A 26,304-nucleotide genomic window follows, 5' to 3' on the forward strand; every position below is an offset into this window, starting at 1 on the left:
GGTCACCCAGCCGCGTTCAACCGCAGAATGGCCTCCGCCACGGCCTCGATGCCTCGGTCCGTGAGGTCCGGCGCAGCCACCTGCTGGCGCAGCGGCCACTTTTCGAAATGGCGCGCCTGCGAGCGTTCGTAGTGCGGATCGTAATGAAGCGCCATCAGTTCCGCAAAAAGCTGCGGCAGGTCGCCCGCCATCGCCCATTCCTGCCAGCGCTGCACCACGGCCTTGCCTTGCATTTCCTTCAGCCTGCCTAGCTGTTCCGCGAGCGTCGCGCGGTCGTCGCCCAGGTAGGCATAGTCGCGCAGCAGGTAGTCGAGCCGGGCGGCCGCATCCGCCTGAATTTCGATGCATGCGGCGGCGCGCATGTGCGCGACCAGGGGAATGGGAACCGAGAGCCGGCCGATGCGGGCGCTTTCGCCTTCCACATACAGCGTGCGCGAGAGGTCGAGCGCACCGAAGCAGGTGGCAATGCGCGTTTCGAACTGCTTTTGCGACGGCTGCGGCACGCCGGGCAGGGCGCCCAGCAGCGAGCCCTTGTGGCTGGCGTAATGTTCCAGGTCGAGCACCTGTTCGCCGCGCGCGGCCAGCGCCTGCAGCACGCGCGTCTTGGCGCTGCCGGTGGCACCGCAGATCACCTTGAGCCGAAGCTTCGGCACCGCGGCCTCGATTTGCGCCAGCACATGGTGGCGAAAGCTCTTGTAGCCACCGGCAAGCTGCTGCGCGTCCCAGCCGACCAGGCGCAGCCAGGTGACCATCGAACCGCTGCGCAGCCCTCCGCGCCAGCAATACACGAGCGGCCGCCAGTTGGCGGGCTGCTCGCCGAAGCGTTCGCGCAGGTGCCGCGCGAGGTTGGCGGCCACCATGGCGCCGCCGACGCGCCGCGCTTCGAACGCGCCGGTCTGCTTGTAGATGGTGCCGACGATGCGGCGCTCTTCGTCGTCGAGCACCGGGCAGTTGATGGCGCCGGGAATGTGGTCGAGCGCAAACTCGGAAGGCGAGCGCGCATCGATGACGGTGTCGAACCGGTGCAGGTCCGCCACGCGCGTGGGCTGGTGGCGCGGGTTGTCGTGCTCACGCATGGGCGTGCCCCAGGTTGCGCCGCAGCCGGCCGCTTGCCAGGTCGACAAGCGCCACCAGGACGAACATTGCAATCAATACGGTCATGGCCTGCTGCTGTTGAAAGATCGACAAGTGAAAGTAGAGAAGCTGGCCCAGGCCGCCGCCGCCGACAAAACCCAGCACCGCGGCCATCCGGATGTTCATTTCCCAACGATACAGCGCATAGGCCACCCATTGCGGCAGCACGAGTGGAAGGCTGCCGTAGGCGAAGGCCGCCGCCGCGCCGCTGCCGCTGAGCGACAGCGCCTGTTCAGGCTCGCGCGGCGCGTTCTCAAGGCTTTCGGCGAACAGGCGGCCCAGCACGCCGGTGGTGTGCAGCGCGAGCGCGAGCGCACCGGCAAACGGGCCGATGCCCGCGGCCAGCACCATGAGCGCGGCCCACACCAGTTCAGGCACGCTGCGCAGAAAGTTGAGGACAAAACGGCAGCCCTGCCGTACCAAGAGGCCCGACCGGCCGGAGGCCGGTAACGCCAGCGCGGCGGCACCCGCGGCAGCCAGCAGCGTGCCGAGCGCCGAGACGGCCAGGGTCTGCAGTGCGCCCCACGCCGTCTTGGCGAGAAAGGCGCTCGACAAATCGGGCGGAAAGAACTCGGCGATGAACTTGCCCATGAAGCCGATCGACTCCGCTGTGAACAGCGCACGGTAGTCGATGGCCAGGTAGGCGAAGCTGGCCACCACGGCCGCGAGCACCAGCGCCGATGCGATCCAGCAGCGGATGCAGCGAGGTGGTCCGGCCAGGTCGACGTGCCCGTTCATGCCAGCAGCCGCCGCAACGCATTGCTCAGCGCATCGGCGAGCAACACCAGCACCAGGAACACCAGCAGGATGCTGCTGGCTTCGCCGCCGTTGAGCATCTTCATCGACTGGTCCATGAGCTGGCCCAGGCCGCCCGCGCCCACGAAACCCATCACCACCGAGGCCCTGACGGCGCATTCCCAGCGGTACACGGTGTAAGAGATGAGCTCCTGCGCGGAGTTGGGCAACAGGCCGTACACCAGTGCGGCAAAGCGCCCGCTGCCGCTTTCCAGCAACGCGCGGGCGGGGCGGGTGTCGGTCGATTCGAGCACTTCGGCATACACCTTGCCGAGCATGCCGCCATAGGTGATGGCCAGTGCCAGCACGCCGGCCGCCGGGCCAAGGCCCAGCGCACGCACGAAGACCAGTGCCCAGACGATCTCGGGCACGGCGCGCAGCACCATCAGCACCGAGCGCCCGGCTTGCCGCACCATGCCGGCTTGCGCACGGCCAGGTCCGGGGCCGATGCGCGAAACCGAGAGCGCGCGGGTGGTCACAAAAGCCAGCGGCGCGCCGATGACGAATGCCAGCGCCGTGCCGGCGGTGGCCATGGCCAGCGTCTCCAGCGTGGCCTTGGCCAGCATCGCCAGAAAATCCGGTGCGGTTTCCGGCGGCAGAAAGCCAGCGAGGAAACCGCCGATCACCTGCAGGTTGCCGGGCGCGAACAGGGCCGACGGCGCAAAGCCCGACAGCTGCAGCATCGGCCATGCGATGACCAGCGCGGCAAGCAGCCACACCAGGCGGCGGCGCGCCAAGGGGTCGCGCAGCGCGGGCGCTGTGCGTGGCGGCAATGGCTGCACGGTGCTCACAGGCAGTCCGGGCGTTCGATGGAGTTCACGGCGCCCGAAGCGAATCGACCCGATGCGAGGTCGAGAGGCTGTTGGCGCGCCTGCACCGGCAGGCCGCCTTCGCTTACGTAGAGGGCCACGAGCATCGACTCGGTCACGTTGCCTACGGGCTCGTCGAACACTACCTGCCCGCCGCGCATGCCCACGATGCGCGGAAACCAGCGCAGCGCCAGGTCGACCGCATGCAGCGAAGCCACGAGCGTGGCGCCGGTCGCTTCGCTTTGCGCCACCAGCTGCTGCAACGCGGCATCGGCCAGCGTCGGGTCGAGCGCGGACACGGGTTCGTCGGCCAGCAGCAGCGCGGGCCGCTGGTAGAGCACGCGCGCAATGCCCACGCGCTGCAGCTGGCCGCCGGAGAGGCGATCGCAGCGGTCGAACAGCCGGTCTTCGAGCGAGAGGCGCGACAGCACCTCGTGCGCCCCGGCAAGGTCTGACGGGCGCAGCAGCGAGGCCAGTGCGCGCATCGCGCTCCATTGCCCCAGCCGCCCCGAGAGCACGGCGGTGACCACGCGCAGGCGCGGCGCGATCGGCGGGCTCTGGTGCACGGTGCCGATGCGGGAGCGCAGCTTGCGCAATGCGGGCGCAGCCAGGCTCCAAGGCGATTCGCCGAGTAGCTGCACTGTGCCTTCGCCGGGCCGCAACGCAGCGCCGAGTACGCGCAGCAGCGTGGTCTTGCCCGCGCCCGAAGGCCCGATGACGGCGACCCGGTCGCCGCTGCGTGCGGCAAACGACACGCCTCGCAGCGCGCGATGGCCGTTCGGGTGAACCAGCCCGACATGGTCGAGCGAGAAACTCACGCGACGGCTCCGCTGGCGCGCCGCAATGACATCACTTGATCAGCCCAGCCGACTTGGCGGCGGCTTCGATGCCGTCGTAGTTGGACGACTTGGTGGCAACGAACTTGCTCGCGCGCTGTAGGGCCATGATGTCCTTCATGGCGGGGTTGGCCGGGTCCAGCTTCAGGAAGGCCTCGGTGAGCTTTTTCGTCAGTGCCGGATCGAGGCCGGGGCGCACCGTCCAGTTGTAGTCGTAGTAGGTGGGCGTGGTGGCCAGCACGCGCACCTTGGCGGCGTTCGGGTTCTTGCTTTCGACCAGCTTCTCCCACACCGATGCGTTCAGCACGCCGGCTTCGGCGCGCGAGGCGGCCACGAAGGCCACGGTGGCATCGTGCGCGCCGGAAAACGCGACCGTCTTGAAGTCCTTTTCCGGGTCGATGCCAGCTTGCATGAGGAAGTAGCGCGGCATCAGGCTGCCCGAGGTGGAGGAGGGCGCACCGAACGCGAAGGTCTTGCCTTTCAGGTCGGCCAGTGTTTTTACAGTGCTGTCGGTCGGCACGATGAACTTGCTGGTGAACACCTCGTCTTCCGCGCGCTGCACGATCGGCACTGCGCCGCCGTTGGTGCGAAGGCGGGCCTGCACGAAGGTGAAGCCGCCGAGCCACGCCAGGTCGATCTTGTTCGTGGCCAGGCCTTCGACCACCGCGGCGTAGTCGGTCACGGGCGTGAACTGCACCTCCATGCCGGTTTCCTTCTTCAGGTAGTCGCCCAGCGGCGAGAACTTGCGCTGCAATTCGGTGGGCGCCTCGTCGGGAATGGCGGAGACGCGCAGCACCTTGCCTTGTGCAAAGGCACCCAGGGCGAAGGCGGACAGCGAGAGTGCAAGGGCGATGCGAAGGATGGGTTTCATGGCGTGGCGCGGCATGGCGCAAGGAAGAAGGGACAACCTTCGATTGTAGAAACCCGTGTCCGGGCGCCGTTTGCGCGCGGCTTCGATAATGGGCGACTGCCCTGATACGGATTGCGCCATGACCGACACGCCGACGATTTCACCCCTCAACCCGCTGGCTCCGCTGCGGCTCACCAGCTTTTCGCACGGCGGCGGATGCGGCTGCAAGATCGCACCCGGCGTGCTGTCTGAAATCCTGAAGAACAGCGGCGGCGGCCTCATTCCGCCGGAGCTGATGGTGGGCATCGAAACGGCCGACGACGCGGCCGTGTACCGCCTGAACGACAAGCAGGCGCTGATCGCGACCACCGACTTCTTCATGCCCATCGTGGACGACCCGTACGAGTTCGGCCGCATTGCAGCCACCAACGCCATCAGCGATGTCTACGCAATGGGCGGCAAGCCGATCATGGCGCTGGCGCTGGTCGCAATGCCGGTCAACCAGCTGCCGGTGGAAGTGATCGGCGAGATCGTGCGCGGCGGGCAGGACGTGTGCCGCGCGGCCGGCATTCCGATTGCGGGCGGCCACACCATCGATTCGGTCGAACCGATCTACGGGCTCGTGGTGATGGGCCTGGTCGACCCGGTCCACGTCAAGCGCAACGCCGAGGCCCGCGCGGGCGACGTGCTGGTGCTGGGCAAGCCGTTGGGCGTGGGCGTGCTCTCGGCTGCGCTCAAGAAAGAAAAGCTTTCGCTCGCCGGTTACCGGCAGCTCATCGAGAACACCACGCGGCTCAACACGCCGGGCATTGCGCTGGCCACGATGCCGGGTGTGCATGCGCTCACCGACGTCACCGGCTTCGGGCTGGCCGGCCATGCGCTGGAGCTCGCGCGCGGCGCCAAGCTCACGGCCACCATCGACTGGCCGCGCGTGCCGCTGCTGGACGGCGTGGCCGCCATGGCGGCGGATGGTTTCGTGACGGGCGCCTCCGGCCGCAACTGGGCCGGCTACGGCGCGGAGATCGAGCTTGCGAAAGGCCTCCCGGCCATGGCGCAGGCACTGCTGAGCGACCCGCAGACCTCGGGCGGCCTGCTCGTGAGCTGCGCTGCCGAGTCGGCCGAAGCGGTGCTGCAGGTCTTTCGGCGCGAAGGCTTTGCGGATGCCGCTGTGGTCGGCCGCATGGAGCAAGGCCCCGCGCGCCTGCGCGTGTTGGCCTGAAGACCGTGCGGATGACGCCGAAAGCGCCGAGTTCGAGCCAGAATGATGCCAGGGGCAGACAACAACGCCAGGCTCCGGCAGCCAACAGCGAGGGTCGCATGATGCGCACAACGGTCTTTTTCATTTCGGTCTTTGCAGCCGCGGCCTTGGCGCATGCTGCAGACGTGGTTCGCTGCACCGACGCCAGCGGCGGCATCGTCTACACGCAGGGCCAGTGCCCGCCCGGTACCAAGCTTTCGCGCCAGGTGCCTATTTCCGAGCCGTTGTCGGTGGTACCGCCTGCTTCCTCCTCCGAAGAAGCGCGCCGCCCGGCCTACACGCCGCCGCCGTCGAGCGCGGCGTTGCCGCAGCCCCCCGTCAGCAATGTGCCGCAGGGCCCCGCCATCATTCCGCGCAACGTCGAAGAGCCGCGCGTGGCCCCCGAGCCGCCGCCGGTCTACAGCTGGGGGCCCGATCCGTACTACGACGGCGGCCGCCCGGTCATCCGCCCGCGGCCTCCTCGCCCGCAGGACCCGGGCCCGCCACCGGGCCAGCGGCCGTGCCAGAACCTGGCGGGCATCAAGCGCAGCAACTGCTGAGCCGACGCAGCCGATGCAACTTCGCCCGTGGACCGTGTACTGCGACGGCAGCGCCATGCCGAACCCCGGCCGCATGGGCGCCGGCGCGGTCATCACCGAGCCCGACGGCACCCGCCACACCTTGTCGCTGGCCAGCCACGCCACCGGCTGCAACAACGAAGCCGAGCTGAGGGCACTGACCCTTGCGCTCGAAGAACTGAAGGCAAGGGGAGCGACCGCGGTGCTGGCCTATACCGACAACAGCATCCTCGTCGAGCAGCTCGTCGAGCCCGGCGCCAGACCGATCGCGCGCATGGCCGGCTTGTTCGAGGATGCCCGAGCGCTGCTCGGCTCGTTTGAAGAAGCGAGCCTTCGGTGGGTGCCGCGGCACCGCAACCAAGAGGCCGACGCGCTCGCGCGCGCCTCGCTCGGGTTTGCGCCCAAGGCGCCCGCCAAGGCAACAAAGAAGCGGCGTTAAGCTGCGCGGTTCAGTTTTTCAGATAGATAACCGTTTATTCCATGACCGAAGCCAATTCCCTCCCGCCCCTTCCCGACCACCTGTCCACCGACCCGCGCAGCCCGCACCACGTCGCGGCCGTTTTCGAGCACGACATCGGCATCCGCTTCAACGACAAGGAGCGCCTGGACGTCGAGGAATACTGCATCAGCGAAGGCTGGATCAAGGTGCCCGCGGGCAAGACGGTGGACCGCAAGGGCAAGCCGCTGCTGATCAAGCTGAAGGGCAGGGTCGAGGCGTTCTATCGCTAAGAGAGCCCGCTCTCGCCCCGGTTGCCCGTTCATTCGACGCAGATCAAAGCCATGCCGAAAGCTCTTCGCGCCGTACGCGCCGACATCACCAAGCTGCAAGTCGATGCCATCGTCAATGCGGCAAATTCATCGCTGCTCGGCGGTGGCGGGGTCGACGGTGCCATTCATCGCGCGGCGGGGCCCGAGCTTCTGCATGAATGCCGCCTGCTGGCGGGCTGCAAGACCGGCGACGCCAAGCTGACCAAAGGCTATCGGCTACCGGCCAGGTTCATCATTCACACTGTGGGGCCGGTCTGGCGCGGGGGCTCGAACGGAGAGCCGGAGTTGCTTGCATCGTGCTATCGGAAGTCGATGGAAATCGCCGGACAGCACGGCGTCCGGACCATCGCGTTTCCGTCGATCAGCACCGGCATCTACGGCTATCCGATCGAGCTCGCGGCACCCCTTGCGGTGGCCACGGTTCGATCGGCACTGGCGGAGAGTGCCAGCGTGGAGGAGGTCACGTTCTGCTGCTTTTCGGACGCGGACCTGGCCGTGTACGAAGCGGCGCTTGCGGCAGCGGGGCCTGCCTAGAAAAGCAGGCCCCGCTGCACCTTGCCTCGCCTTACTTCGCCTTACTTCGCCGCCTCAACCTTCACTCGCGCATTCGGCGTTTCACCAAACATCTCGGGCGCATACATCGCTTCGACGCGGCTCGGCGGCAGCGCGAAGTCGCCCACGTTGTTGAGCCGCACGGTGTACTCCATCTTCACCACGCCCTTGGGCAGGTACTCGTAGTAGCTGCGGAAGGCTTCGAAGCTGCGCTCCTCGAAAGCCGGCCAGCCGGCACCCGACTTCTTCTCGCCTTGCGTGGCGATTTGCGAATCGCGGCCCAGGCCGCTGCCCAGGATGGTGGCGCCGCCGGGAATCGGGTCGCTGATCACGACCCAGGTCATGTCGGCGCTGGCGTTCACCTCGATGCTCACGCGCAGCACGTCGCCGCGCGTGTACTTGCCCGCGGTGGCTTGCTCGACGGGCGTGATGGTCTTCTTGAGCGCATAGCCGGCGGCGAACGGCGCCTTCAATTGCACGGCGGCAATCGACTGCATCGTGAGCCACGGCTTGCCGGTGCCTTGCTGGGTGACCAGCAGGGTGTCGCGCACCGGTGCACCTGAAGGCGAGGCCGCCCACGGCAGGAACATCGTGTTGTTCTTCAGGTTGCCCGGCGAGGCGGGCGCGCCGAAGAAGGTGCTCTGGTTGGGTGCACCGGCCGCATCGGTGGTCTTCACGCGCTCGACCTTGCTCCAGTCGACCTGTGCCTTGGCTGCGCCGAGCGTGGCGGCGGTGATGCCCGCGACGGGCGTGCTCTCGAACACCTTGGAGAACTTCTCGAGCGCGAGCCCGCCCCACAGGTTGGCGGTGGTGGTGTGCCAGGCGCCGTTCTGCTGCCGGCCGATGAAGCCGTTGGCGAGCTTGCCGATGTCGTCCTTCCATGCCGGGTCGTCCATCACGCTGAGCAGCAGGCGCGCGGTGTTGACGTCGCCGTTGGTCATGAGCCACCACCAGTAGTCGTCCCGCTCTGTGCTGAAGATGAGCTTGGTGCCCTGGTAGGACAGGCGCGCCTTCAGCACGTTGTTGGCCTCGTCGAGGCGCTGCTGACGCTGCGGCACGTCGGGCATGCGCTTGAGGATGTTGAGCCAGTCGATCACCGCGCTGGTGGGCCACTGGTTCGGCGCAATGGTGATGCTGCTGAGCATGCTGGCCTTGGCACTGCCGTAGCGCGACAGGGCCTCGAGCGCGGCGAGCTTGCGCACGTCCAGGTCCTTGCGCGGGCTCCAGAACTCGCGCTGGATGCGGCCTTCGACAAAAGCGATGAGGCCCGACTCCATGGGCGCGCGCAGGTCGTCCGCCAGCGCGAAGGCCGGGTTCAGCGCCGCGGCCTCGTGCGTTGCCGCCAGCAGGTACGAGGTGAGAATGTCGCTGCCGCGGTTGGCTTCGCCGTCGCGCGGTGGAAAGTAGTTGGCCAAGCCGTCGCTGTCCAGGTAGGTTGGCAGCTGGGCCAGCACGCCTTGCCACATCTTTGCGTCGCGCAGGCCGACCGATTTGCTGGTCTTCTGCTCGAGGCAGATGAACGGGTAGTTCGCAAACCAGTCGCGCACTCCCGGCAGGCCTTCGGCGAGCTTGGGCTGCAGGGCAAGCTTCAGGCCGCCGCGGCCCGGCAGGGCATCGGCCGGCGGCGCCACGTCGATGGTGAAGGGGCCGTCGAGCTGCACCAGCGTGGCCTGCTGCACCGTGAGCGGCACCGAAGGCACGATGCGCTGGCGCACCTTGAGCGCGTCGCGCGCGCCGCCGAGGGTGTCCTTGGCCTCGATCTCCCACAGGATGGCCTCGGCACGCGTCTGCGCAAGCTGCGCGGGTGCGGTCACGGTCCATGCAACTTCACGCGCCTCGCCGGGCGGAATTTCCACCGTCTGCGTCTCCAGCGTGAGCAGCGTGGCGCGCGGCGTGGCTTCCACCTTCATCGGCTTCTGCGTGGTGTTGCGCAGCGTGATCTGGGCGCGGAACTGGTCGTCCTCGCGCACCAGCGGCGGCAGGCCGCTGATGATCTGCAGGTCTTGCGTGGCCTGGATGCTGGCCTGGCCGGTGCCGAAGAGGCTGGTGCCCGCATCGGCCACCGCCACGATCTTGAAGGTGGTGAGCGCGTCGTTGAGCGGCACCGTCACCACGGCCTGGCCGTTGGCGTCGAGCACGACCTTCGGGTTCCACAGCAACAGCGTGTCGAGCAGTTCGCGCGTCTGGCCCTTGCCGCCGCCGCCGCCCGCGGGCACGGCCTTGCGCCCGTAGTGGCGCCGGCCGACGATTTCCATCTGCGCGGTGGAGGTGGAGACGCCCCAGCTGCGCCGCTGCAGCATGGCGTTGAGCAGGTTCCAGCTGTCGTTGGGCATGAGCTCCAGAAGCGCTTGGTCGACCGCTGTCAAGGCCACCTCGGCACCGGCCGCGGGCTTGCCGTCGGGCAGCTTGGCGGAGATGGTGATCTGCGCCTTGCTTCGCACCGGGTAGCTGGGCTTGTCGCTGGTCACGGTCACGTCGATCTGGTGCGCGCGCGTGCCGACGCGAATTTCTGCCATGCCCAGGCGATAGGCGGGTTTGCTCAGGTCGACCATGGCGGTGGGCGCGACGTATTCCTTGCCTTCGTACCAGAAGGCGGTCCACCATTCGCGCGGTGCCTTGAAGCCCCAGGTGAAGAAGCTGTACCACGGCACGTCGCGCAGGCGGCCGCGCAAGGCGAGCACGCTCACATAGGCGTTCGGTCCCCACTCGGGCTTGACCTGCAGGCTCACGGTCGGGTCCTTGCCGTTGAGCTGCACCACGTGCGTTTCGATGATGCCTTCGCGTTCCACCGACACCAGCGCGGTGGCAAAGCGGAACGGGCTGCGCACCTGGAACTTGGCGATCTCTCCGGGCTGGTAGCTCTTCTTCTCAGGCAGCACGTCGATGCGGTCGTTGTCCTCGCCGCCAAACCAGAGTTCGCCCTGCTTGGTCACGTACACCGAGCTGGCGGCGCGGCTGTCGCGGCCTTCGCTGTCGGTGGCGCTGGCCACCAGCTCGACCTCGCCGGCCTCCTTCAGCTCGGATTCGCACAGCAGCAGGCCGCGTGCGTCGCTCTTGCCGCTGCAGACCGTGCCGATGTCCTTGGTCTCGGTCTTGTTGTCGTAGGTGTAGAAGCCGCCCACCATGCGCTTGCGGCTGGTGGTGGTGATGCGTGCCACGGCGCGCACATTCAGCGTCACACCGGCCTGGGGCTTGCCCGAAAGGTCGAGCGCAAGCGCCTGGTACTTGAGCTTCTGGCTGGTCGAGACCCAGCCTTCGGTCTTGATGCCGGCAATGACGGAGGAGGGCCACAGCGTCTGCGTGCTGCGAATGGTCTGCACCTCGCCGTTCGGGTCGGCGTAGGTGGCTTCGAGCAAGAGCTCGCGCGCGGCCTTGACCTTGGGCACCTTGTCGATGGTGACCTTGCCGGCGCCGTCCTTGTTGAGCGTGAGCGGCAGCTTGTCGGCGATCACGCGGGTGTCGCTGGCGCTGTTGATGTCTTCCTCGCCGCCCGCGGCATCGGCGGCGGGCGTGGCCGCCTGGGCACCGTCGGCCTGCACGCGCGGCGGGCTGAAGCTGAAGGCCTCATGGTCGGCAAAGCTCAGGCTCTTGCCGCGCACCATGGCCGACACGCGCACCGGCAGGTTGGCGGCGCCGCCGCCCGCCACGTAGTTGATCTGCACGTCGGCCGGCACCGCGGTCACGCTCACCAGCGGCTTCTTGTCGGCGGGCGTGATGCGGCCTTCGAGCACCGGCAGGCGGAATTCTTCGACGCGGAACAGGCCGGTGGAGAAGCTCCGGTTGTAGTTGCCGTCTTCTCCGTCGCCTTCGGAGTCGCCGTCGCCGTTGCGCAGCATGACCTCGTACACGCCGAGCTTGGCGGCCGGCGGAATGGCGAAGGTGTTTTCGGCGCTCAGGCCGCCGGTCGGCGTCTTGCGCCATGCCAGCGGCTGCGTAAAGCGCTGGCCGCTGCCGGTGTGGGTTACCACCAGCGTGTCGGGCCGCTTTTCGGGCAGGCCGAAGCCCTTGCTGGTCTGGGTGCGGATCAGGTGCTTCATCGACACCGTTTCGCCGGCGCGCAGCAGCGTGCGGTCGAAGATGGTGTGGGCCACGCGGTCGGGCTCGGCCTGCAGGCTGGTGGGCACGTTGAAGCGCCAGGGCTCGATGCCGCGCTGCCAGTCGCTCCAGGTGAAGGCCAGGTCTTCGACGCCCTTGTCGTCCTTGGCGCGCGCGCTGACGAACCATGCGCCCGCGTTGTAGTCGTCCGGGCCGCTGCAGTTGGGCGCCTCGGGCGCGACGCCCGCCAGGTTGACCACGCCGTTGGCGTCGGTCTTGCCCGATGCGACGGCCACGCCGCGGCAGTCGGACACGCGCACTTCGGCGTTCGGCACCACCTTGCCCTTGTCGAGCGTGGTGACCCACGCCACCGAGTTTTCACGGCCGAGCTTGAAGTGCACGGCCAGGTTGGTGGCCAGCGCGGTGGTGCGCACATACATCGTGCGGCTGGCGCCGTAGCGCTCGTCGAGCAGCGCGTCGCCGAGCTTCTGCGACGCGATCTCGAGCACATGGAAGCCCGGCGTCAGCGGAATGCCGATGACTTCGAAAGGGCGTGGATCGCCGCTCTCGGCCTTGGGCATGTCGAGCGCCTTCACGCCGGGCTGGCCTGCCAGAAGGGACAGCATGCGGGTCTGGATGCGGGTGCGCTCGTTGGAGTCGATGACGGCGGGCAGCGCGCCCTTCACGTCCTTGCGCGCCTGCTCGCGGCTCACGGTGTACTCGTCGTAGCGGCGCACCTTGCGGAACCACGCAATGATCTCGGCGTCCGTCTTGGGGTTCATGTCGCTCACCTTGCCGGGCGTGAGCGCCTGCACCATGAGCGCGGGTTCCACGCGCCGCACGGTCACCGGCATCATGGCCGGTGTGCCGGGCTCGGCCAGCCGCTCGACCACGCCGAAAGGCGAGGCGGCAAACTTGGCCAGCGGCGGCATGGCGCCGGTTGCCACGTTCAGCGGAAAGCTGCCGGGCGAGGCCAGCGGCCGGCCCGATGCGTCCTCGAACTTGGCGGGCAGCTCGACGGTGAACTTGGTGTCCTCGGCGAGCGGCGGGCCAAAGCTTGCAGAGCTGACCACGTCGTCTTCGCTCGGCGTGCCGCCGTCGTTCTCAAGGGTGGCGGCAATCGATTTGCCGGCGCCCTTGAGCTGGATCTGCGAGGCCATCTTGCGCGTGACCGGCGCATTGAATTGCAACTGCATCGGCCGCAGCGGCAGGCAGGCGGCCTGCGCGTTTTCGCGCTCGCAGGTGAACGACACCGCGAACGGCTCGCGCACCTGGAAGCTCAGGCGGCGTTCCACGTTGTTGGCAACACCCGAAGGCGTGGCCACGCCCTTGCCGTAGACGATCTGCACCTTGCTGCCGGGCGTGAGCGTGCGGTTGCACTGCAGCGCAATAAAGCGCAGCGGGTCCTTCGCGGCTTCCTTCTCGCGGCTGAAGGCCTTGAGCAGGCCGGCGCGCTGCTCGCCTTCGAGCAGCCTGACGGGAATGCGCTCGCCAATGCCCTCGGCCGCGCACCACACGTTCTGGCGCACGCTTTCGACGGTGGCCGCGCCGTTGAGCTCGAGCATGAACATCTGCTGCTCGTCGATCCGGCCATAGCTGCCCGGCATGAAATTGCGCACGAACGGTCCGCCGCTATTGAATTGATAGCGTTCGGGCCCGGTCAACTCGCCGCCGCCGCTCGGCTTGAAGGTGGAAATCCGCGTGACGGTGCAGCGCACGCCGGGCGGCAGGTCGTTCTCGAAGTCGTACACCCACTGCTTGGCATCGGTCCAGCGGCCCGTTCCCTTGCCGGCCTGGGCGTCGGTGCAGCTCACGGCCAGCGGCGCGGGCGCCTTGGGATCGCCGAAATTCACGGCGGCCTGGTCGAACTTGGCAACGATCTGCCGTACGCGCGCCACTTCGCCCTGGGGCGTGAGGCTGGTGATCTGGAGGGCGTGGCCCGGGCCGGCAAGAAAAGCGCTGCCGGCCAGAAGCAGTGTTGGAATGGTTTTTTTCATTTATTCGTTTCTCCACCTTGAAGCACCGCGCAGCGTAGCCGATTTGAATGGCGGTTCGGCAGTGCCAGGAGTCATATGCCGTGGCGGTCTTCATACAATTGGAGGTGTCGTGCGTGCGCCGCGCGGACCGCCACCAAGACCTCGCCGCCGACCGATGAAACGCTACTGGGAAATTGACGCCTTGCGCGGGCTGATGCTCGTGCTGATGACCGTCACCCATTTGCCGACGCGTCTCACCGATCCGCTGGGGCAGCCGTTCGGCTTCGTTTCGGCGGCTGAAGGCTTCGTGCTGTTGTCGGCCTTTGTGGCGGGCCTGGTCTACAGCCGCATCGGCTACGTGCGCGGCGTCGATTCGATGCGCCAGGCCTTCTGGCGGCGCGTGCTCAAGGTGTATCTCTGCCAGGCGGCGATCCTGCTGTTCCTGTTCACGGTCATTGCCGCGCTCGGGCTGCACATCGACCAGCCGGCCGTGAAGAACCTGGTGTCGTACTACCTTGCGGAGCCGCGGGACGGGTTTCTGTTCGGGCTGCTGCTGGTCTACGAACCGGCGCTGCTCGACATCCTGCCGATGTACATCTTCTTCATGTTGATGAGCCCCTGGGTGCTGGCGTTTGCCATGCGGCACGGCTGGGCGCTGGTCATGGCCGTGAGCGCGACCGTGTGGGCCCTGGCCCAGTTCGGGCTCAGCGAATGGATCTACGGGCTGGCCGTGCACTACCTGGGCATTCCGGTGCCGTTCCATGAGATGGGCGCCTTCAACAGCTATGCGTGGCAGTTTCTCTGGTTCGCGGGGCTGTGCATCGGCGCCAGCCGCAACCTGCCCGATGCGCGGCCGATGCGTTTTCCGGCCTGGCTGTGGGTGCCCGCGCTGGCCATTGCGGTTTATGGCTTCTGGTGGCGCCACCACGGCATCAACGGCCAGGCGCCCTTCGGCGGCGACGTGGAGCTGAACCTGCTGTTCGACAAATGGCAGCTGGGACCGCTGCGCCTGGTCAACCTGGTGGCGCTGGGCATCCTGGCGGTGCGCTTCGGGCCTTGGTTCATGCGCAAGATTCCGCGCCTGCACTGGCTCGAGGCCATGGGCTCGGCCTCGCTGCCGGTGTTCTGCGCGCACCTGGTGGCGGTGCTGCTCGTGTTGGCCTTCTACGGCGACAGCCAGACCGCGCGGCCCTGGTGGGGCGATGGCTTGCTGCTGTTGGCGGTTTTTGCCGGCATGTATGCGGTGGCGCGGTTCACGCGCGGGGCCGACGTGCCGCCTCCGGCGGACGATGTGCCGACCGAGCCTGCGCAGGCCTGAGGCCGGTCAGGGCAGGGCAGGCGCCGGTGCCGGTGCCGTCGCAGGAACGGGCATGGGTGCCGGCGCGGGAACTGGGGCTGCCGCCGCAACGGCTCCCGGCAGCCGTGCCGCGATGATCGACTGCCAGAGCCGGTAGCCCTCGTCCGTCATGTGCAGCCTGTCGCTGCGGAACAGCTCCGGCCGCGGCCGGCCGTCGGCGCCGAGCATGGGCGTGAAGACGTCGATGTATTCGCTGTCGGGCAACCGGTTGAGGTAGGCCGCGATCACGTTGTTGGTTTCGCGCACCAGCGGCATCAGGTGCTCGCGCGAGGGACTCGGCTTGACGGAGATGAAGCTGATGCGCGTGTTGGGCAGTTCGGCGCGCACCGTGTTGACGAAGCGCGCAAAGCTTTCGAGCACCTGCAGCGGCGTGCGGCCTTCGGCCAGGTCGTTGTCGCCGGCGTACACCAGCACCTGCCGCGGCTTGTAGCGCACCACCAGGTCGCGCGCGAACAGGCTGCAATCGGCCATGGTCGAGCCGCCGAAGCCGCGGTTGACGACGCCGGGCACCTGGCGAAAGTCTTGCAGCAGGCTTTTCCACATGCGCACGGAGGAACTGCCCACGAACACCACGCCGCCGGGCGCCGGAAACTGCTGCTGGTCGGCGCGCGAAAAGGCCGCGAGCTCGTTGTGCCAGCGCGCCTTGGCCGCCAGGTATTCGGAAGACGTATCGACCGCCGTGCTGTCCAGCGACTCGTAGGGCAGCACGGCATTGTGGTTCTGGGCGTGCGAGGCGAGTGCCGCCGCGAGCAGCAAGGCCGCGGCCAGCGCGGTTTTGATCGAAGGCATCGGAAACAAGGCGGAACGCAAGTCAGGTGGTTTTTTCAGGCACGGCCCGAGGCTGGTCTTCGGCGCGGGCACGCGAGCGTCCTATTCTGACGCAGTCAGCTGCGGGGCGGCTCTGTCGCACCGGCCCATGCAATCCATTTGCGCTTGGCATGCGTACAAGCATGCGAGACCGTCCGGGCGCACGGCGCCGAGGCACGGACTCGCCTTCACGGGCTCGTCTTTTCATTCACCGCTCGCTCAGGCGACAAAGGAACCGACCATGACCATCCGCACCCTGACCGTCCTCGCAGCCGCCGCGGGCCTTGCCGCCTGTTCCGGCATGGGCGCCAAGCCCCCGATGTATTCCCAGGCCGGCCTGCCCGACGCGGTGAAGGTGCCGGCCGGCCACGCCGTGGTCATGGAAACCGTGGGCGCAGGCGACATCACCTACGAATGCCGCGCCAAGGCCAACATGCCCGGCCAGCACGAGTGGGTCTTCGTCGGCCCGGACGCCAGGCTGATGGATCGCGCCGGCAAGCAGGTGGGCAAGTACTACGGCCCGCCGGCCACCTGGGAGAGCATGGACGGCTCCAAGCTCACGGCCACCCAGGTGGCGGTGGCGCCCGCCGGCACCGGCAACATTCCCTACCAGCTGGTGAAGGCCAACCCGGCCATGGGCTCGGGCGCGATGCAGGGCGTGAGCTACATCCAGCGCGTCTCGACCCAGGGCGGCGTGGCACCGGCGGCGGCTTGCGGCGCCTCGAACATGGGCCAGAAGCAGGTCGTGAAATACCAGGCCGACTACATCTTCTACCGCGCCGTCTGACGCGGCTTTCAGGCCCCGTTCGCCGCCTCAGGAAACATTCGGCAACGTATACTTCCCCGCAAAATCGGAGCGGAGCGCACCCAGCGTGCGGGCGGGGAATGAAGCAAATTGCGATCGTTGTCGCGCTCTGCGTGGGCGCGTGGTACTTCTTCATCGGCGGGCGCAAGCTCGACGAATCGATGGTGCGCACGTACTACGAGAAAGAAGCCCACGCCATCTATTCGCGTGACGCCGACAAGCTGTGCAAGCAGCTCAGCAAGAAGGTCGTCATCCAGAGCAAGACGGTGATGATGGGCCGCACCACCGAGACCAGCAGCGACCGCGAACAGGCCTGCGACTCGTTGCGCAAGACTTTCAAGATGTTCGAGTCGGTGGGCGAGCGCATGGGCGGCATTCTCACCATCGAGTACGAGTACCACATCGACAGCATCGAGGTGGCTAGCGACCGCAAGAGCGCGACCGTCGAAGGCACCAGCGTGCTGAAGATGGGCGAGGCGGCCATGCAGTTCAAGAGCACTTTCACGCAGCGGCTGGAGCGCGAGCTCGGCCAGATGCGGCTGGTGCGCGGCGACGACGTCACCGTGGTGCGCATGGGCGGGCGCGGCGCCATGAGCCAGAGCGACTTCTTCAAGTAAGCGCGGAGCGCCGCCACCATGCTCGTCAACGACTCGCCGCCGCCCCCGCCGCCGTTCTGGCACCGCCTCAACAGCTTCTTCGCCTTTCCGTTCCAGCTGCGGCCGCTGATGTACGGCCTGGTGCTCGCGTTCTGCAGCCTGCTGTTCGAGGCCATTCCTTTTCTGCATCCCGGCCTGTCGCTGATCGTGATCGAGCTGGGCATCGTGCTGGCGGCCAGCCGCTACGGCTTCAAGGTGACCGCGCTCGGCTCGCGAGGCATCTGGCGTTCGGAAGATTTTCCGCGCGAGCTGAATGAAGACTGGGTCAACCTGCCGTGGAAGCTGTTTGCCATTTCGGTGGTGCAGGGCGCGCTGATCGGCTGGCTGGCCTGGTACGAGCCGGTGCTGGGCACCGTCGGGGTGTTCGTGGTGTCGTTCACGTTTCCGGCCGCGGTGATCGTGCTGGTGCAGTCGGGCAGCTTTTTCCAGGCCATGAATCCCGGCCACGTGATGGATGCGATGCGCATCATCGGGTGGCCGTATGCGCTGCTGTGCTTCTTCCTGTTTCTGTTGAGCGCGGGTGCGCAGATTGCCATTGGCATGGTGCTGCCGATGATCGACGGCCTCATCGTGCTGCCGATCGCCAATTTCGCGTTCATCTACTTCGGCTGGGTGATGGCCAGCCTGCTCGGCTACGTGATGTACCAGCACCATGACGCGTTCGGCATCGACCTGCTGCCCGGCGGCGGGGTGGACGACGGCGCGCCGGTAGACCGCCGCACGCCCGAGCAGATTGCCGCGCAGCGCACCGATGCCGAAGTGGCGCAGCTGGTGACCGACGGGGACGTGGCTGGCGCGCTGGGCGTGGCCTACGAGGCGCAGCGCGTGGCGGCGGCCGACGACCTGGCGGCGCAGCGCCGCTACCACCGCGTGCTGCTGCTTGTGCCCGACAAGGCGTCCACCTTGCTCGACCATGCGCGCCGCTACATCCCGCTGCTGCTGCGGCGCGACCTGGCGTCCGAGGCGCTCAAGGTCTTCAAGGCCTGCCGCGAAAAAGACAAGGCCTTTGCGCTGGACGACGCGCCCACGGTCATGACGCTGGCAAAAGCCGAATGGCGCAATGGCGATGCGCATGCCGCGCTGGCGCTGCTGTCGGGCTTCGACCGGCGCTTTCGCGGGCACGCGGCCATTCCGCAAGCCTACGAGCTGGCAGCCAGGGTGCTGGTGCAGGGGCTGGGCCGCGCCGACATGGCGCAGCCGATCCTGAAGACGCTCGAATCGCGCTTCCCGGACAGCGAGCAGACGCAGGAAGTGCGCTGGCTGCTGCGGCCCGCGGCCTGATCTTCGGCCGAGGCTAGGCGCGCTCGAGGGCGCGCGTCACCATGTCGTTGGGCGCGAGCCGGAGCAGATGCGGCAGCCAGCCCTTGGCCATCTCGCGCTCGCCGGCATGCAGCAATCCGTTGGCACAGGCCGACAGCGTATCGGCCAGTTCCGGATGGTCGGGCGCGGTCTTCAGCAGCACGCGGCACAGCTTGTCGGCGTCCTGGAACTGGCGCACGCGCGTGAAGCGCCGGGCGAGCCGGGCCATGTCGTCGGGCTTCAGGCGCGCGCCGGGCTTGGCCTGGTCGAGGTAGGTGGTGTAGCTGGCGTGCTGCAGCGCCAGCGTGTCGGGGTCGGTGGCGGGCAGGCGGAAGATGCGGCGCGCGGCCTGGTGAAAGTCTTCGCTCGCGGGCTGCAGCCGCGCGGTGTTGAACCAGGCGCGCAGTGTGTCGGTGTCGCCAGGTTGCAATGCGGCGGCGGCGCGCCATTCGGCGGCGGCGGCCTCGAACTTCATGGCGGCGCCCAGCCGCCGCGCCGCGGCCACGTGGCCGTTGAACTCCTCGTCGCCGTTCGATTGTTCCGAAGCCACGGTCTCCGGCGTCTTCACGCGGTTCAGCGCCATGGCGCAGGCCATCAGCGCCGCGCCGGTCAAAAGGCCGCCCAGGTGCGCCATGTAGGCAATGCCCCGGCCGCCCACCGCGTGCTGGAGCAATTCATTGGCAATCCACGCCGGCAGCAGCAGCAGGGCCGGCGCGGTGACGTAGTTGAAATAGAAGAACAGCTGGTAGAAGAACCGGATGCGCCGCAGCCGGTACATCACCGCGTACATGCCCATCAGCGCCGACACCGCACCCGAGGCGCCCAGGCCGTAGCTGCCCTTGCCCGCATAGGCCCAGTCGGCCAGCACCGAGGCGCCCACCGCGCCCAGGATGTAGAAGCTCAGGTAGGTGCCGCGGCCGAGTGCCAGCTCGACCGAAAAGCCGAACAGGAAGAGGAACAGCATGTTGCCCAGCAGGTGCCCCGTGCTGCCGTGCAGGAAGGCGGCGGTCACCCAGGTCCACGGCTTGAACTCCGCGTCCTTGGTGTAGTCCTGCGCCCAGCGCTCGGTGAACGGCGCGGGCTGCATCGATTCGTACTGCTGGCGGTCGCGCTTCCACTCGGCGTACCGAGGGTTCGCGGGTGTGACCACGCCATCTGCCCGCAGCTTTTGCAGGAACGCTTTTTCCTGCTGCATGCCGTCGAGCAGCGGCCCTGTCTGCTTGCGGGCCAGCAGCCGCTGCGCGGCCTTGGCGCGCGGGGAACGTGTTTCCTCGAGCCAGGCCACGAAGGGCGGCAGCTCCAGCTCGGGCAGCACGCTCTGCGCGTAGTAGTGGGCCGCGCGTTCGTCGGCCTTTTCTTCACTGCGCTGCGGCCCCCAGAACACGATCATGTTCACGAGGATCAGCAGCACCGTCATCCACGGTGGATTGCGCCAGCTCGGTTTGTTCTCGAGCGGGATGGCGTAGAACAAGCGGGGCCTTGAAGGTCAGGCGAGGCGTGCGCGATGGCGGGCGATCTGCGCCTTGACCTGCGCCGGCGCGGTACCGCCAAGGATGTTGCGCGCGTTGAGCGAGCCGCGCAGGCTCAGCACGTCGTACACGTCCTTCTCGATCTTCGGGTTGAACTGCTGCAGCACCGCCAGGGGCAGTTCCGCCAGGTCGACCTTGTGCGAGGTGGCGGCTTTCACGGCATGGGCCACGATTTCGTGCGCGTCGCGGAAGGGCAGGCCCTTCTTCACGAGGTAGTCGGCCAGGTCGGTGGCGGTGGCGTAGCCGCGCAGGGCGGCGGCCTCCATCGCCTCGGGCTTCACGGTGATGCCGCCGATCATCTCGGCGAAGATGCGCAGCGTGTCCTTGAGCGTGTCGACGGTGTCGAACAGCGGCTCCTTGTCTTCCTGGTTGTCCTTGTTGTAGGCCAGCGGCTGGCCCTTCATCAGGGTGATGAGCGCCATCAGGTGCCCGACCACGCGGCCGGTCTTGCCGCGCGCCAGCTCGGGCACGTCGGGGTTCTTCTTCTGCGGCATGATCGAAGAGCCGGTCGTGAAGCGGTCGGCGATCTGGATGAAGCCGAAGTTCTGGCTCATCCAGAGAATGAGCTCTTCGCTCATGCGGCTGATGTGCACCATGCACAGGCTGGCGGCGGCGGTGAACTCGATGGCAAAGTCGCGGTCGCTCACGGCGTCCAGGCTGTTCTGGCACACGCCGTCCATCTTCAGGGTCTTGGCGACCAGTTCGCGGTCGAGCGGGTAGCTGGTGCCGGCCAGTGCGGCGGCACCCAGCGGCAGGCGGTTCACGCGCTTGCGCACGTCCTGCAGGCGCTCGGCGTCGCGGCTGAACATTTCCACGTAGGCCAGCATGTGGTGGCCAAAGCTCACCGGCTGCGCCACCTGCAGGTGCGTGAAGCCGGGCAGGATGACGTCGACATTCTTTTCGGCGATGTCCACCAGCGAGACCTGCAGCGCGACGAGCAGGTCGGCGATCAGGTCGATTTCGCCACGCAACCACAGGCGCACGTCGGTCGCGACCTGGTCGTTGCGGCTGCGGCCGGTGTGCAGGCGCTTGCCGGCATCGCCCACGAGCTGGGTCAGCCGGGCCTCGATGTTCAGGTGTACGTCTTCGAGGTCGAGTTTCCACTCGAAGGCGCCCGATTCGATTTCAGCGCGGATCTGCGCCATCCCACGTTCGATTTCGGCGTGGTCCTGCTTGGCGATGATGCCTTGGGCGGCCAGCATGCCGGCATGCGCCAGCGAACCCTCGATATCGGCCTGCCACAGACGCTTGTCGAAGAACACGCTGGCGGTGTAGCGCTTCACGAGGTCGCTCATGGGTTCGGAGAACAGGGCCGACCAGGCTTCGGATTTCTTGTCGAGTTGGTTTTGGGTCATGGGAGCCGTTCGAGAGGCAATAATGGGTTGGTTACCCAATGTATCTGTGATGCGCAACCCGGCGATTTTATCGGCCACCTCCAACCCCACGCCTCCGTCCTCGCCGGAAAGAGGGCGTTTGCCTGCGCGCGGCGGTTCCGGGCTGTTCGACGCCTGCCAGATCGGCGTGGTCCTGCGCGCGGTTCTCTTCGTCGAGGCGCTGGTGGCAACCGCTACGCTTTTCGTATCGTCCTCCCCGGGCGAATGGCTGGTGCAGACCGCTACCGTCACCGGCGGTGCCCTGCCCGCTACGCTTCTTTGGCTGGTGGCGGCCTGCGCGCTCAAGAAGCCGCTCGGGCGCCTGCCGCGCCAGGCGCAGTACGCCGCGGGCGCAGTGCTGGGCGCGGTTTCGGCGCTCTACGGCTGCGGCCTGTTGCGGCTGACCGGTGTGCTGGGCACGGCGCCGTGGCTCGCCAGCGCCGTGGCGGGCGCCTTCATTGCCGGCATGGTCATGGCGGCCATGGTGCTGCGCGCGCGCGGCCAGACGCCCGCCGCCATGACCGCCCGGCTCGAGGAACTGCAATCGCGCATCCGCCCGCACTTTCTGTTCAACACCCTCAACAGCGCCATTGCACTGGTGCGCGAAGAGCCCGCCAAGGCCGAGACCATGCTGGAAGACCTGGCCGAACTGTTCCGCCAGGCGCTGGCCGACCCCGGCGAATCGGGCACGCTGGCCGACGAGATCGCGCTGGCCGAGCGCTACCTGGCCATCGAGCAGGTGCGTTTCGGCGACCGCCTGCGCATTCGCTGGGACCTCGATGCCGCGGCCAGCAGCGCGCGCCTGCCGCCGCTGCTGCTGCAGCCGCTGGTGGAAAACGCCATCAAGCACGGCGTGGAGCCCAGCCCCGAAGGCGCCAGGCTGCGCATCCGCACCGAGCGCCGGGGCGATGTGGTGGTGATCGAGGTGGTCAACAGCCTGCCGCCCCTGCGCTGGGCCGACGAGCCTTTGCCGCGCGGCCACGGCATTGCATTGGCCAACGTGCGCGACCGGCTGCGGCTGCTACACGACATGCAGATGCAGTTCAGCGCCGGCATGGACCAGAAGAACTACCGCGTGCGCATTGCCATTCCCGCCGAATCATGACCCTCAAGACCCTGATCGTCGACGACGAAACCCTTGCGCGTTCCCGGCTGCGCACCTTGCTGCGCGACTGCCGCTCGCCCGCGGCCGAAGTGGTGGCCGAGGCGGCCCAGGGCGCCGAGGCGCAGCAACACCTGGCGAGCATGGCAATCGACCTTGTGCTGCTCGACGTCCACATGCCCGGCGTCGACGGCATCGAGGTGGCGCGCATGCTGCGCGAGCAGGCGGACGCGCCAGCCGTGGTGTTCGTCACAGCCCACGCGGCCCATGCGGTCACGGCGTTCGATCTCGATGCGGTCGACTACCTGACCAAGCCGGTGCGGGCCGAACGCCTGCAGCAGGCGCTGCAGAAGGCCGAGCGTTTTCTGAAGGAGCGGCGGGCGCTGCAGGCCAACGCCGTGCAGGAGAGCGTGCTCATTCAAGACCGGGGCCGCGCCGAGCGGGTGCCGCTTTCGGAGGTGCTCTACCTGAAGTCGGAATACAAGTACCTCACGGTGCGCACCGCCACGCGCAGCCACATCCTGGACGGTTCGCTGAACGAATTCGAAGAGCGGTACCCGGGGCGCTTTCTGCGGGTGCACCGCAATGCGCTGGTGGCGCGCACAGCCATCCGCGCATTGGAGAAATACGATGACGGGGAAGACGCCGAAGGCTGGGCCTTGCGGCTCGACGCGATTCCCGAACCCGTCGCGGTTTCGCGGCGGCAACTGGCTGCAGTGCGCGAAGTGCTGAAGGAAGCCCGATGACCGACGACAAGAAAACCGCCGACGAGACAACGGCAGGACAGCCTCCGCCGGAGGCTGCCGAAACCCCACCCGAACTGCCCCCTGAGCCCGTTGCGGCGCCTCCGCCGCAAGCAACGGCTTCCGAGCCTGAACCGGAGCCCGAACCCCAGCGCATGCTGCTGCACATGCCGGTCGATGTGCGCAGCGCCTCGCTGGTGGTGCTCGCGGTGCTGGCCGGCGTCTTCGCGTTGCGATGGGCTTCGGCGGTTTTCATTCCGCTGATGGTGAGCCTGCTGCTGAGCTATGCGCTGTCGCCCCTGGTCGACCGGCTGGAGCACTGGAAGGTGCCGCGCTGGATCGGCGCCACGGTGATCCTGCTGGGCCTGACCGGCGGCCTGGGCTGGACGGGCTATTCGCTGTCGGGCAGCGCCTCGGAGCTGCTCGATTCGCTCCCGGTTGCCGCGCAAAAGCTGCGGCAGGCCACGCGCAGCAACAAGAGCGCCACCGCCACGCCGCTCGACAGCGTGCAGCAGGCCGCCGCGCAGCTCGAACGCGCGGCCGAGGAAAATTCGGCCCGCGTTGCGGCCCGCAAAGGCGTGGCGCGCGTCGTCATCGAGCGGCCGGCCTTCAATGTGCGCGAGTACCTGTGGAGCGGCACCGTCGGGCTGCTGGCCGCCGCGGGGCAGTTCACGCTGGTGATCTTTCTGACCTTCTTCGCGCTGTGTTCGGGCAACACGTTCCGGCGCAAGCTGATCAAGATCACCGGCCCCAGCCTCGAGAAGAAAAAGATCACCGTGCACGTGCTGGACGACATCACGCGCAACATCGAGCGCTACCTGTTGGTGCAGATACTCACCAGCGTGCTGGTCGGTGTGGCCACGGGGCTCGCGTTCTGGGGCCTGGGCCTGGAGAACGCGGCCGTGTGGGGCATTGTTGCGGCGGTGACCAACCTCATTCCGTACATCGGCTCCGTCATTGTCATGGCCGCCGCGGGGCTGGTGGCCTTCCTGCAGTTCAACACGCTTGAAATGGGGCTGCTGGTGGCCGGTACGTCGTTGCTCATCCACACCCTGGTGGGCAACCTGCTGCTGCCGTGGCTCACCAGCCGCACCAGCCGCATGAACCCGGTGGCGGTGTTCGTCGGCGTGATCTTCTGGGGTTGGCTCTGGGGCGTGTGGGGGCTGCTGCTGGGCATTCCCATCACCATGGTGGTCAAGTCGATCTGCGACCGGGTGGAAGACCTGCAACCGATCGGGGAGTTGCTGGGAGACTAGGCAGGTGGCGCCACAAGGGCTTCAGCCGGGCCGGGCGCTGGCCTGGTTCAGTCTCGAGAAGCGCACGATCATCCACGGTCCGAGCAGCGCACCCAGGCCGACGGAGCTCCATGCCGCCACCCAGCCGTAGGTGCTGCCGAAGCCGAAGTGCGACTGTCCCCAGTCCAGCGCCAGGCCGAACACCCAGGGGCTCAAGGCACCGGCGCCGAAGCCCATCACCGAGCGCACCGAGTACGCCACGCCCAGGCGGTGCGGCGCCACCACGTCGGCCAGCGCGGTCGAATAGACCGACGAGTCGGCGATGGCAAGCAGGTTGTAGATGGCGGCCATCGCGGCCAGCAGCCACAGCGGCCAGGCCCACATCCAGCCGAAGCTGAACGACATGCACAGGCTGGCCACCGTGGCAACCATCATGATTCGCGCACGGCCGAACCGGTCGGACGCGGCGCCGCCCGCGATGCTGCCGAACACGCTCACCAGGTGCGCAAGCGCGGCCAGTGCAATGCCCGCGCCTTGCCACGGCGCGCTACCGCCCGCGGACGCCACGAGGTAGGCGGGCAGCCACGCCCACAGGGCCATCAGCTCCCAGCAATGAAAGGCGTAGGCCCAGTTGCCGGCCATCGCGGGCTTGTCGCGCACCGTTTCGCGCAGCGCCTGCCAAGTGCCTTCGCGCGGCGTGCCGGCACTGGCGGGCGGTGCGGGTGGGCGCATGCGCCGCAGCGCGGGCAGGGTCAGCAATGCACCCGCCAAGGTGCAGCCCGCCGCCACGAACAGCCCGAGCCGCCAGTGCTGCACATGGCTCAGCACCGCCACCACCGCGAGCGACGAGGCATAGCCCATCGACGCCGCGCCGAGAAACAGCCCCATCGCGCGGCCGCGCACGGCAGGTTGGGTGTTGCGCGCCAGGAGCTGCAGGCCGGGCGTGTACGAGGCGCCTGCGCACAGCCCCGTCAGGCCGTAGAGCAGCATGGCCGAACGATGGTCGTGCGCGAACACCGCGAAAGCCGCTGCCGCCACAGCACTGATGATGCTGCCGATGAGGAACACGCGGTGCGGGCCGAAGCGATCGGCCAGCAGGCCCACCGCGAACAGCGAGCTCATGTAGCCGATGTGCCAGGCGCTCTGGATGGAACCTGCCTGCGCGGCCGTCATGTGCCAGTCGGCCATCATGAACGGCAGCACGCCGGAGTAGGCGGTGACGATCATTGCCTGCAGCAGCCGGCTCGCGCACAGCAGCGCCAGCCATCCGCGTGCGGGTGCGGCCTCAGCGCAGTGCACGTTGCATGAGCACGGTGTCGACCCACTGCCCGAACTTGAAGCCCACGTTGCGCAGCACGCCCACCATCTCGAAGCCGAGGCTTTGGTGCAGGCGCTGCGATCCGGCATTGGCGCTGTTGCCGACCACCGCCACCATCTGCGTGAAGCCGCCATCGGTGCAGCGCCCGATCACCGCCTGAAGCAGCGCCTTGCCGATGCCGCGGCCCTGCATGCCTTGCGCGATGTAGACCGAATCCTCCACCGTGTGGCGGTACGCGGACCGGCTGCGGTAGGGGCTTGCATAGGCATAGCCGGCCACCTCGCCGTCGTTCATTGCCACAAGGTAGGGCAGGCCGCGTGCAAGCACGTCGGCGCGCCGCGACTGCATCTGCTGGACGGTGGGAACCTCTTCCTCGAAGGAGCACAGGTCGTGCAGCACGTAGTGGCTGTAGATGGCCTGCACCGCGGGCATGTGATGCGGTTCGGCGTCGAGGATCTCCAAGGAGGTGGAGGCGAGAGTCTGTGAGGGCATGCCCCGGATCTTGACGCT

General features: G+C 67.7%; 23 protein-coding genes. 12 read left to right on the plus strand and 11 right to left on the minus strand.

Annotated elements, in window-relative coordinates:
• Nucleotides 1-2: 2 nt before the first annotated feature.
• From mnmH to V9K97_RS06640, 5 genes are read right to left on the minus strand one after another with little or no spacing between them, the layout of a single operon-like run.
• On the minus strand, nt 3-1,076 hold the full coding sequence (gene mnmH / locus V9K97_RS06620; protein WP_337317113.1) for a tRNA 2-selenouridine(34) synthase MnmH: 1,074 nt from the start codon (nt 1,074-1,076) through the stop codon (nt 3-5).
• A complete protein-coding gene (phnE, locus tag V9K97_RS06625; RefSeq protein WP_337317114.1) occupies nt 1,069-1,872 on the minus strand; it encodes a phosphonate ABC transporter, permease protein PhnE in 804 nt (267 codons plus the stop codon). The genes mnmH and phnE overlap by 8 nt, the downstream gene beginning before the upstream one ends.
• On the minus strand, nt 1,869-2,720 hold the full coding sequence (locus V9K97_RS06630; RefSeq protein ID WP_337317116.1) for a PhnE/PtxC family ABC transporter permease: 852 nt from the start codon (nt 2,718-2,720) through the stop codon (nt 1,869-1,871). Before V9K97_RS06630 ends, phnE begins: the two co-directional genes overlap by 4 nt.
• Entirely contained in the window at nt 2,717-3,556 is an 840-nt protein-coding gene (locus tag V9K97_RS06635) for a phosphonate ABC transporter ATP-binding protein (RefSeq protein ID WP_337317117.1), read from the minus strand. Before V9K97_RS06635 ends, V9K97_RS06630 begins: the two co-directional genes overlap by 4 nt.
• Nucleotides 3,557-3,587: 31 nt before the next feature.
• Complete coding sequence (locus V9K97_RS06640; RefSeq protein WP_337317119.1) at nt 3,588-4,445, minus strand: putative selenate ABC transporter substrate-binding protein; 858 nt, start codon at nt 4,443-4,445, stop codon at nt 3,588-3,590.
• Between the two features lie 118 nt (nt 4,446-4,563).
• On the opposite strand from V9K97_RS06640, the gene selD reads away from it, so the two are divergent.
• The 5 genes from selD to V9K97_RS06665 all read left to right on the plus strand — a co-directional run bounded on the left by selD (nt 4,564) and on the right by V9K97_RS06665 (nt 7,541).
• Nucleotides 4,564-5,643 carry a selenide, water dikinase SelD gene (gene selD / locus V9K97_RS06645; RefSeq protein ID WP_337317120.1) on the plus strand — a complete coding sequence of 360 codons (1,080 nt, stop codon included), beginning with the start codon at nt 4,564-4,566 and terminating at the stop codon, nt 5,641-5,643.
• Between the two features lie 98 nt (nt 5,644-5,741).
• Complete coding sequence (locus V9K97_RS06650; RefSeq protein WP_337317122.1) at nt 5,742-6,221, plus strand: hypothetical protein; 480 nt, start codon at nt 5,742-5,744, stop codon at nt 6,219-6,221.
• A gap of 13 nt (nt 6,222-6,234) precedes the next feature.
• On the plus strand, nt 6,235-6,678 hold the full coding sequence (locus V9K97_RS06655) for a ribonuclease HI family protein (RefSeq protein WP_258504692.1): 444 nt from the start codon (nt 6,235-6,237) through the stop codon (nt 6,676-6,678).
• Between the two features lie 41 nt (nt 6,679-6,719).
• Nucleotides 6,720-6,968, plus strand: coding sequence for a DUF3297 family protein (locus tag V9K97_RS06660; protein ID WP_021006088.1), 249 nt, complete (start codon nt 6,720-6,722; stop codon nt 6,966-6,968).
• 51 nt (nt 6,969-7,019) lie between these two features.
• Complete coding sequence (locus tag V9K97_RS06665; protein ID WP_337317125.1) at nt 7,020-7,541, plus strand: O-acetyl-ADP-ribose deacetylase; 522 nt, start codon at nt 7,020-7,022, stop codon at nt 7,539-7,541.
• A gap of 41 nt (nt 7,542-7,582) precedes the next feature.
• On the opposite strand, the gene V9K97_RS06670 is transcribed toward V9K97_RS06665, so the two are convergent.
• The gene (locus tag V9K97_RS06670) at nt 7,583-13,591 is read right to left on the minus strand and encodes an alpha-2-macroglobulin family protein (RefSeq protein WP_337317127.1); all 6,009 of its coding nucleotides are present in this window, start codon (nt 13,589-13,591) and stop codon (nt 7,583-7,585) included.
• A 154-nt stretch (nt 13,592-13,745) separates the two neighbouring features.
• Here V9K97_RS06670 and opgC point away from each other — a divergent pair, with 154 nt between their 5' ends.
• Entirely contained in the window at nt 13,746-14,888 is a 1,143-nt protein-coding gene (gene opgC, locus V9K97_RS06675) for an OpgC domain-containing protein (protein ID WP_337317128.1), read from the plus strand.
• Between the two features lie 6 nt (nt 14,889-14,894).
• Here opgC and V9K97_RS06680 read toward each other — a convergent pair whose 3' ends face one another.
• Nucleotides 14,895-15,716, minus strand: coding sequence for an SGNH/GDSL hydrolase family protein (locus tag V9K97_RS06680; RefSeq protein WP_443302768.1), 822 nt, complete (start codon nt 15,714-15,716; stop codon nt 14,895-14,897).
• A 259-nt stretch (nt 15,717-15,975) separates the two neighbouring features.
• Here V9K97_RS06680 and V9K97_RS06685 point away from each other — a divergent pair, with 259 nt between their 5' ends.
• The 3 genes from V9K97_RS06685 to V9K97_RS06695 all read left to right on the plus strand — a co-directional run bounded on the left by V9K97_RS06685 (nt 15,976) and on the right by V9K97_RS06695 (nt 18,476).
• Nucleotides 15,976-16,521 carry a DUF3455 domain-containing protein gene (locus V9K97_RS06685; RefSeq protein ID WP_337317130.1) on the plus strand — a complete coding sequence of 182 codons (546 nt, stop codon included), beginning with the start codon at nt 15,976-15,978 and terminating at the stop codon, nt 16,519-16,521.
• 98 nt (nt 16,522-16,619) lie between these two features.
• Nucleotides 16,620-17,156, plus strand: coding sequence for a hypothetical protein (locus V9K97_RS06690; RefSeq protein ID WP_258504697.1), 537 nt, complete (start codon nt 16,620-16,622; stop codon nt 17,154-17,156).
• An 18-nt stretch (nt 17,157-17,174) separates the two neighbouring features.
• Nucleotides 17,175-18,476, plus strand: a complete 1,302-nt coding sequence (locus V9K97_RS06695; RefSeq protein ID WP_337317131.1) for a tetratricopeptide repeat protein — start codon at nt 17,175-17,177, stop codon at nt 18,474-18,476.
• 13 nt (nt 18,477-18,489) lie between these two features.
• Here V9K97_RS06695 and V9K97_RS06700 read toward each other — a convergent pair whose 3' ends face one another.
• Together V9K97_RS06700 and argH are read right to left on the minus strand one after the other, a co-directional pair.
• Entirely contained in the window at nt 18,490-19,965 is a 1,476-nt protein-coding gene (locus V9K97_RS06700; RefSeq protein ID WP_337317133.1) for a rhomboid family intramembrane serine protease, read from the minus strand.
• Between the two features lie 15 nt (nt 19,966-19,980).
• A complete protein-coding gene (gene argH / locus V9K97_RS06705) occupies nt 19,981-21,378 on the minus strand; it encodes an argininosuccinate lyase (protein ID WP_337317134.1) in 1,398 nt (465 codons plus the stop codon).
• Between the two features lie 49 nt (nt 21,379-21,427).
• On the opposite strand from argH, the gene V9K97_RS06710 reads away from it, so the two are divergent.
• From V9K97_RS06710 to V9K97_RS06720, 3 genes are read left to right on the plus strand one after another with little or no spacing between them, the layout of a single operon-like run.
• Nucleotides 21,428-22,501, plus strand: coding sequence for a histidine kinase (locus V9K97_RS06710; RefSeq protein WP_443098542.1), 1,074 nt, complete (start codon nt 21,428-21,430; stop codon nt 22,499-22,501).
• Nucleotides 22,498-23,244 carry a LytR/AlgR family response regulator transcription factor gene (locus tag V9K97_RS06715; RefSeq protein ID WP_337317136.1) on the plus strand — a complete coding sequence of 249 codons (747 nt, stop codon included), beginning with the start codon at nt 22,498-22,500 and terminating at the stop codon, nt 23,242-23,244. The genes V9K97_RS06710 and V9K97_RS06715 overlap by 4 nt, the downstream gene beginning before the upstream one ends.
• Nucleotides 23,241-24,497 (plus strand): AI-2E family transporter, encoded by a 1,257-nt coding sequence (locus V9K97_RS06720; RefSeq protein ID WP_337317137.1) that lies wholly within the window; start codon nt 23,241-23,243, stop codon nt 24,495-24,497. Before V9K97_RS06715 ends, V9K97_RS06720 begins: the two co-directional genes overlap by 4 nt.
• A 21-nt stretch (nt 24,498-24,518) precedes the next feature.
• Here the strand turns inward: V9K97_RS06720 and V9K97_RS06725 are convergent, their stop codons facing one another.
• Together V9K97_RS06725 and V9K97_RS06730 are read right to left on the minus strand one after the other, a co-directional pair.
• A complete protein-coding gene (locus V9K97_RS06725) occupies nt 24,519-25,775 on the minus strand; it encodes an MFS transporter (protein ID WP_337317139.1) in 1,257 nt (418 codons plus the stop codon).
• Nucleotides 25,762-26,286, minus strand: coding sequence for a GNAT family N-acetyltransferase (locus V9K97_RS06730; protein ID WP_337317140.1), 525 nt, complete (start codon nt 26,284-26,286; stop codon nt 25,762-25,764). The genes V9K97_RS06725 and V9K97_RS06730 overlap by 14 nt, the downstream gene beginning before the upstream one ends.
• Nucleotides 26,287-26,304 lie beyond the last annotated feature (18 nt).

Origin of the sequence: Variovorax sp. CCNWLW186 (assembly GCF_037203865.1) — a bacterium.
Classification (GTDB): domain Bacteria; phylum Pseudomonadota; class Gammaproteobacteria; order Burkholderiales; family Burkholderiaceae_C; genus Variovorax.

What these genes read in the sequence shown, in the direction of transcription:
- mnmH (WP_337317113.1), bottom strand. Translation starts at nt 1,076, where the DNA reads ATGCGTGAGCACGACAACCCGCGCCACCAGCCCACGCGCGTGGCGGAC.
- phnE (WP_337317114.1), bottom strand. Translation starts at nt 1,872, where the DNA reads ATGAACGGGCACGTCGACCTGGCCGGACCACCTCGCTGCATCCGCTGC.
- V9K97_RS06640 (WP_337317119.1), bottom strand. Translation starts at nt 4,445, where the DNA reads ATGAAACCCATCCTTCGCATCGCCCTTGCACTCTCGCTGTCCGCCTTC.
- selD (WP_337317120.1), top strand. Translation starts at nt 4,564, where the DNA reads ATGACCGACACGCCGACGATTTCACCCCTCAACCCGCTGGCTCCGCTG.
- V9K97_RS06650 (WP_337317122.1), top strand. Translation starts at nt 5,742, where the DNA reads ATGATGCGCACAACGGTCTTTTTCATTTCGGTCTTTGCAGCCGCGGCC.
- V9K97_RS06655 (WP_258504692.1), top strand. Translation starts at nt 6,235, where the DNA reads ATGCAACTTCGCCCGTGGACCGTGTACTGCGACGGCAGCGCCATGCCG.
- V9K97_RS06660 (WP_021006088.1), top strand. Translation starts at nt 6,720, where the DNA reads ATGACCGAAGCCAATTCCCTCCCGCCCCTTCCCGACCACCTGTCCACC.
- V9K97_RS06665 (WP_337317125.1), top strand. Translation starts at nt 7,020, where the DNA reads ATGCCGAAAGCTCTTCGCGCCGTACGCGCCGACATCACCAAGCTGCAA.
- V9K97_RS06670 (WP_337317127.1), bottom strand. Translation starts at nt 13,591, where the DNA reads ATGAAAAAAACCATTCCAACACTGCTTCTGGCCGGCAGCGCTTTTCTT.
- opgC (WP_337317128.1), top strand. Translation starts at nt 13,746, where the DNA reads ATGAAACGCTACTGGGAAATTGACGCCTTGCGCGGGCTGATGCTCGTG.
- V9K97_RS06680 (WP_443302768.1), bottom strand. Translation starts at nt 15,716, where the DNA reads ATGCCTTCGATCAAAACCGCGCTGGCCGCGGCCTTGCTGCTCGCGGCG.
- V9K97_RS06685 (WP_337317130.1), top strand. Translation starts at nt 15,976, where the DNA reads ATGACCATCCGCACCCTGACCGTCCTCGCAGCCGCCGCGGGCCTTGCC.
- V9K97_RS06690 (WP_258504697.1), top strand. Translation starts at nt 16,620, where the DNA reads ATGAAGCAAATTGCGATCGTTGTCGCGCTCTGCGTGGGCGCGTGGTAC.
- V9K97_RS06695 (WP_337317131.1), top strand. Translation starts at nt 17,175, where the DNA reads ATGCTCGTCAACGACTCGCCGCCGCCCCCGCCGCCGTTCTGGCACCGC.
- argH (WP_337317134.1), bottom strand. Translation starts at nt 21,378, where the DNA reads ATGACCCAAAACCAACTCGACAAGAAATCCGAAGCCTGGTCGGCCCTG.
- V9K97_RS06710 (WP_443098542.1), top strand. Translation starts at nt 21,428, where the DNA reads ATGCGCAACCCGGCGATTTTATCGGCCACCTCCAACCCCACGCCTCCG.
- V9K97_RS06715 (WP_337317136.1), top strand. Translation starts at nt 22,498, where the DNA reads ATGACCCTCAAGACCCTGATCGTCGACGACGAAACCCTTGCGCGTTCC.
- V9K97_RS06720 (WP_337317137.1), top strand. Translation starts at nt 23,241, where the DNA reads ATGACCGACGACAAGAAAACCGCCGACGAGACAACGGCAGGACAGCCT.
- V9K97_RS06730 (WP_337317140.1), bottom strand. Translation starts at nt 26,286, where the DNA reads ATGCCCTCACAGACTCTCGCCTCCACCTCCTTGGAGATCCTCGACGCC.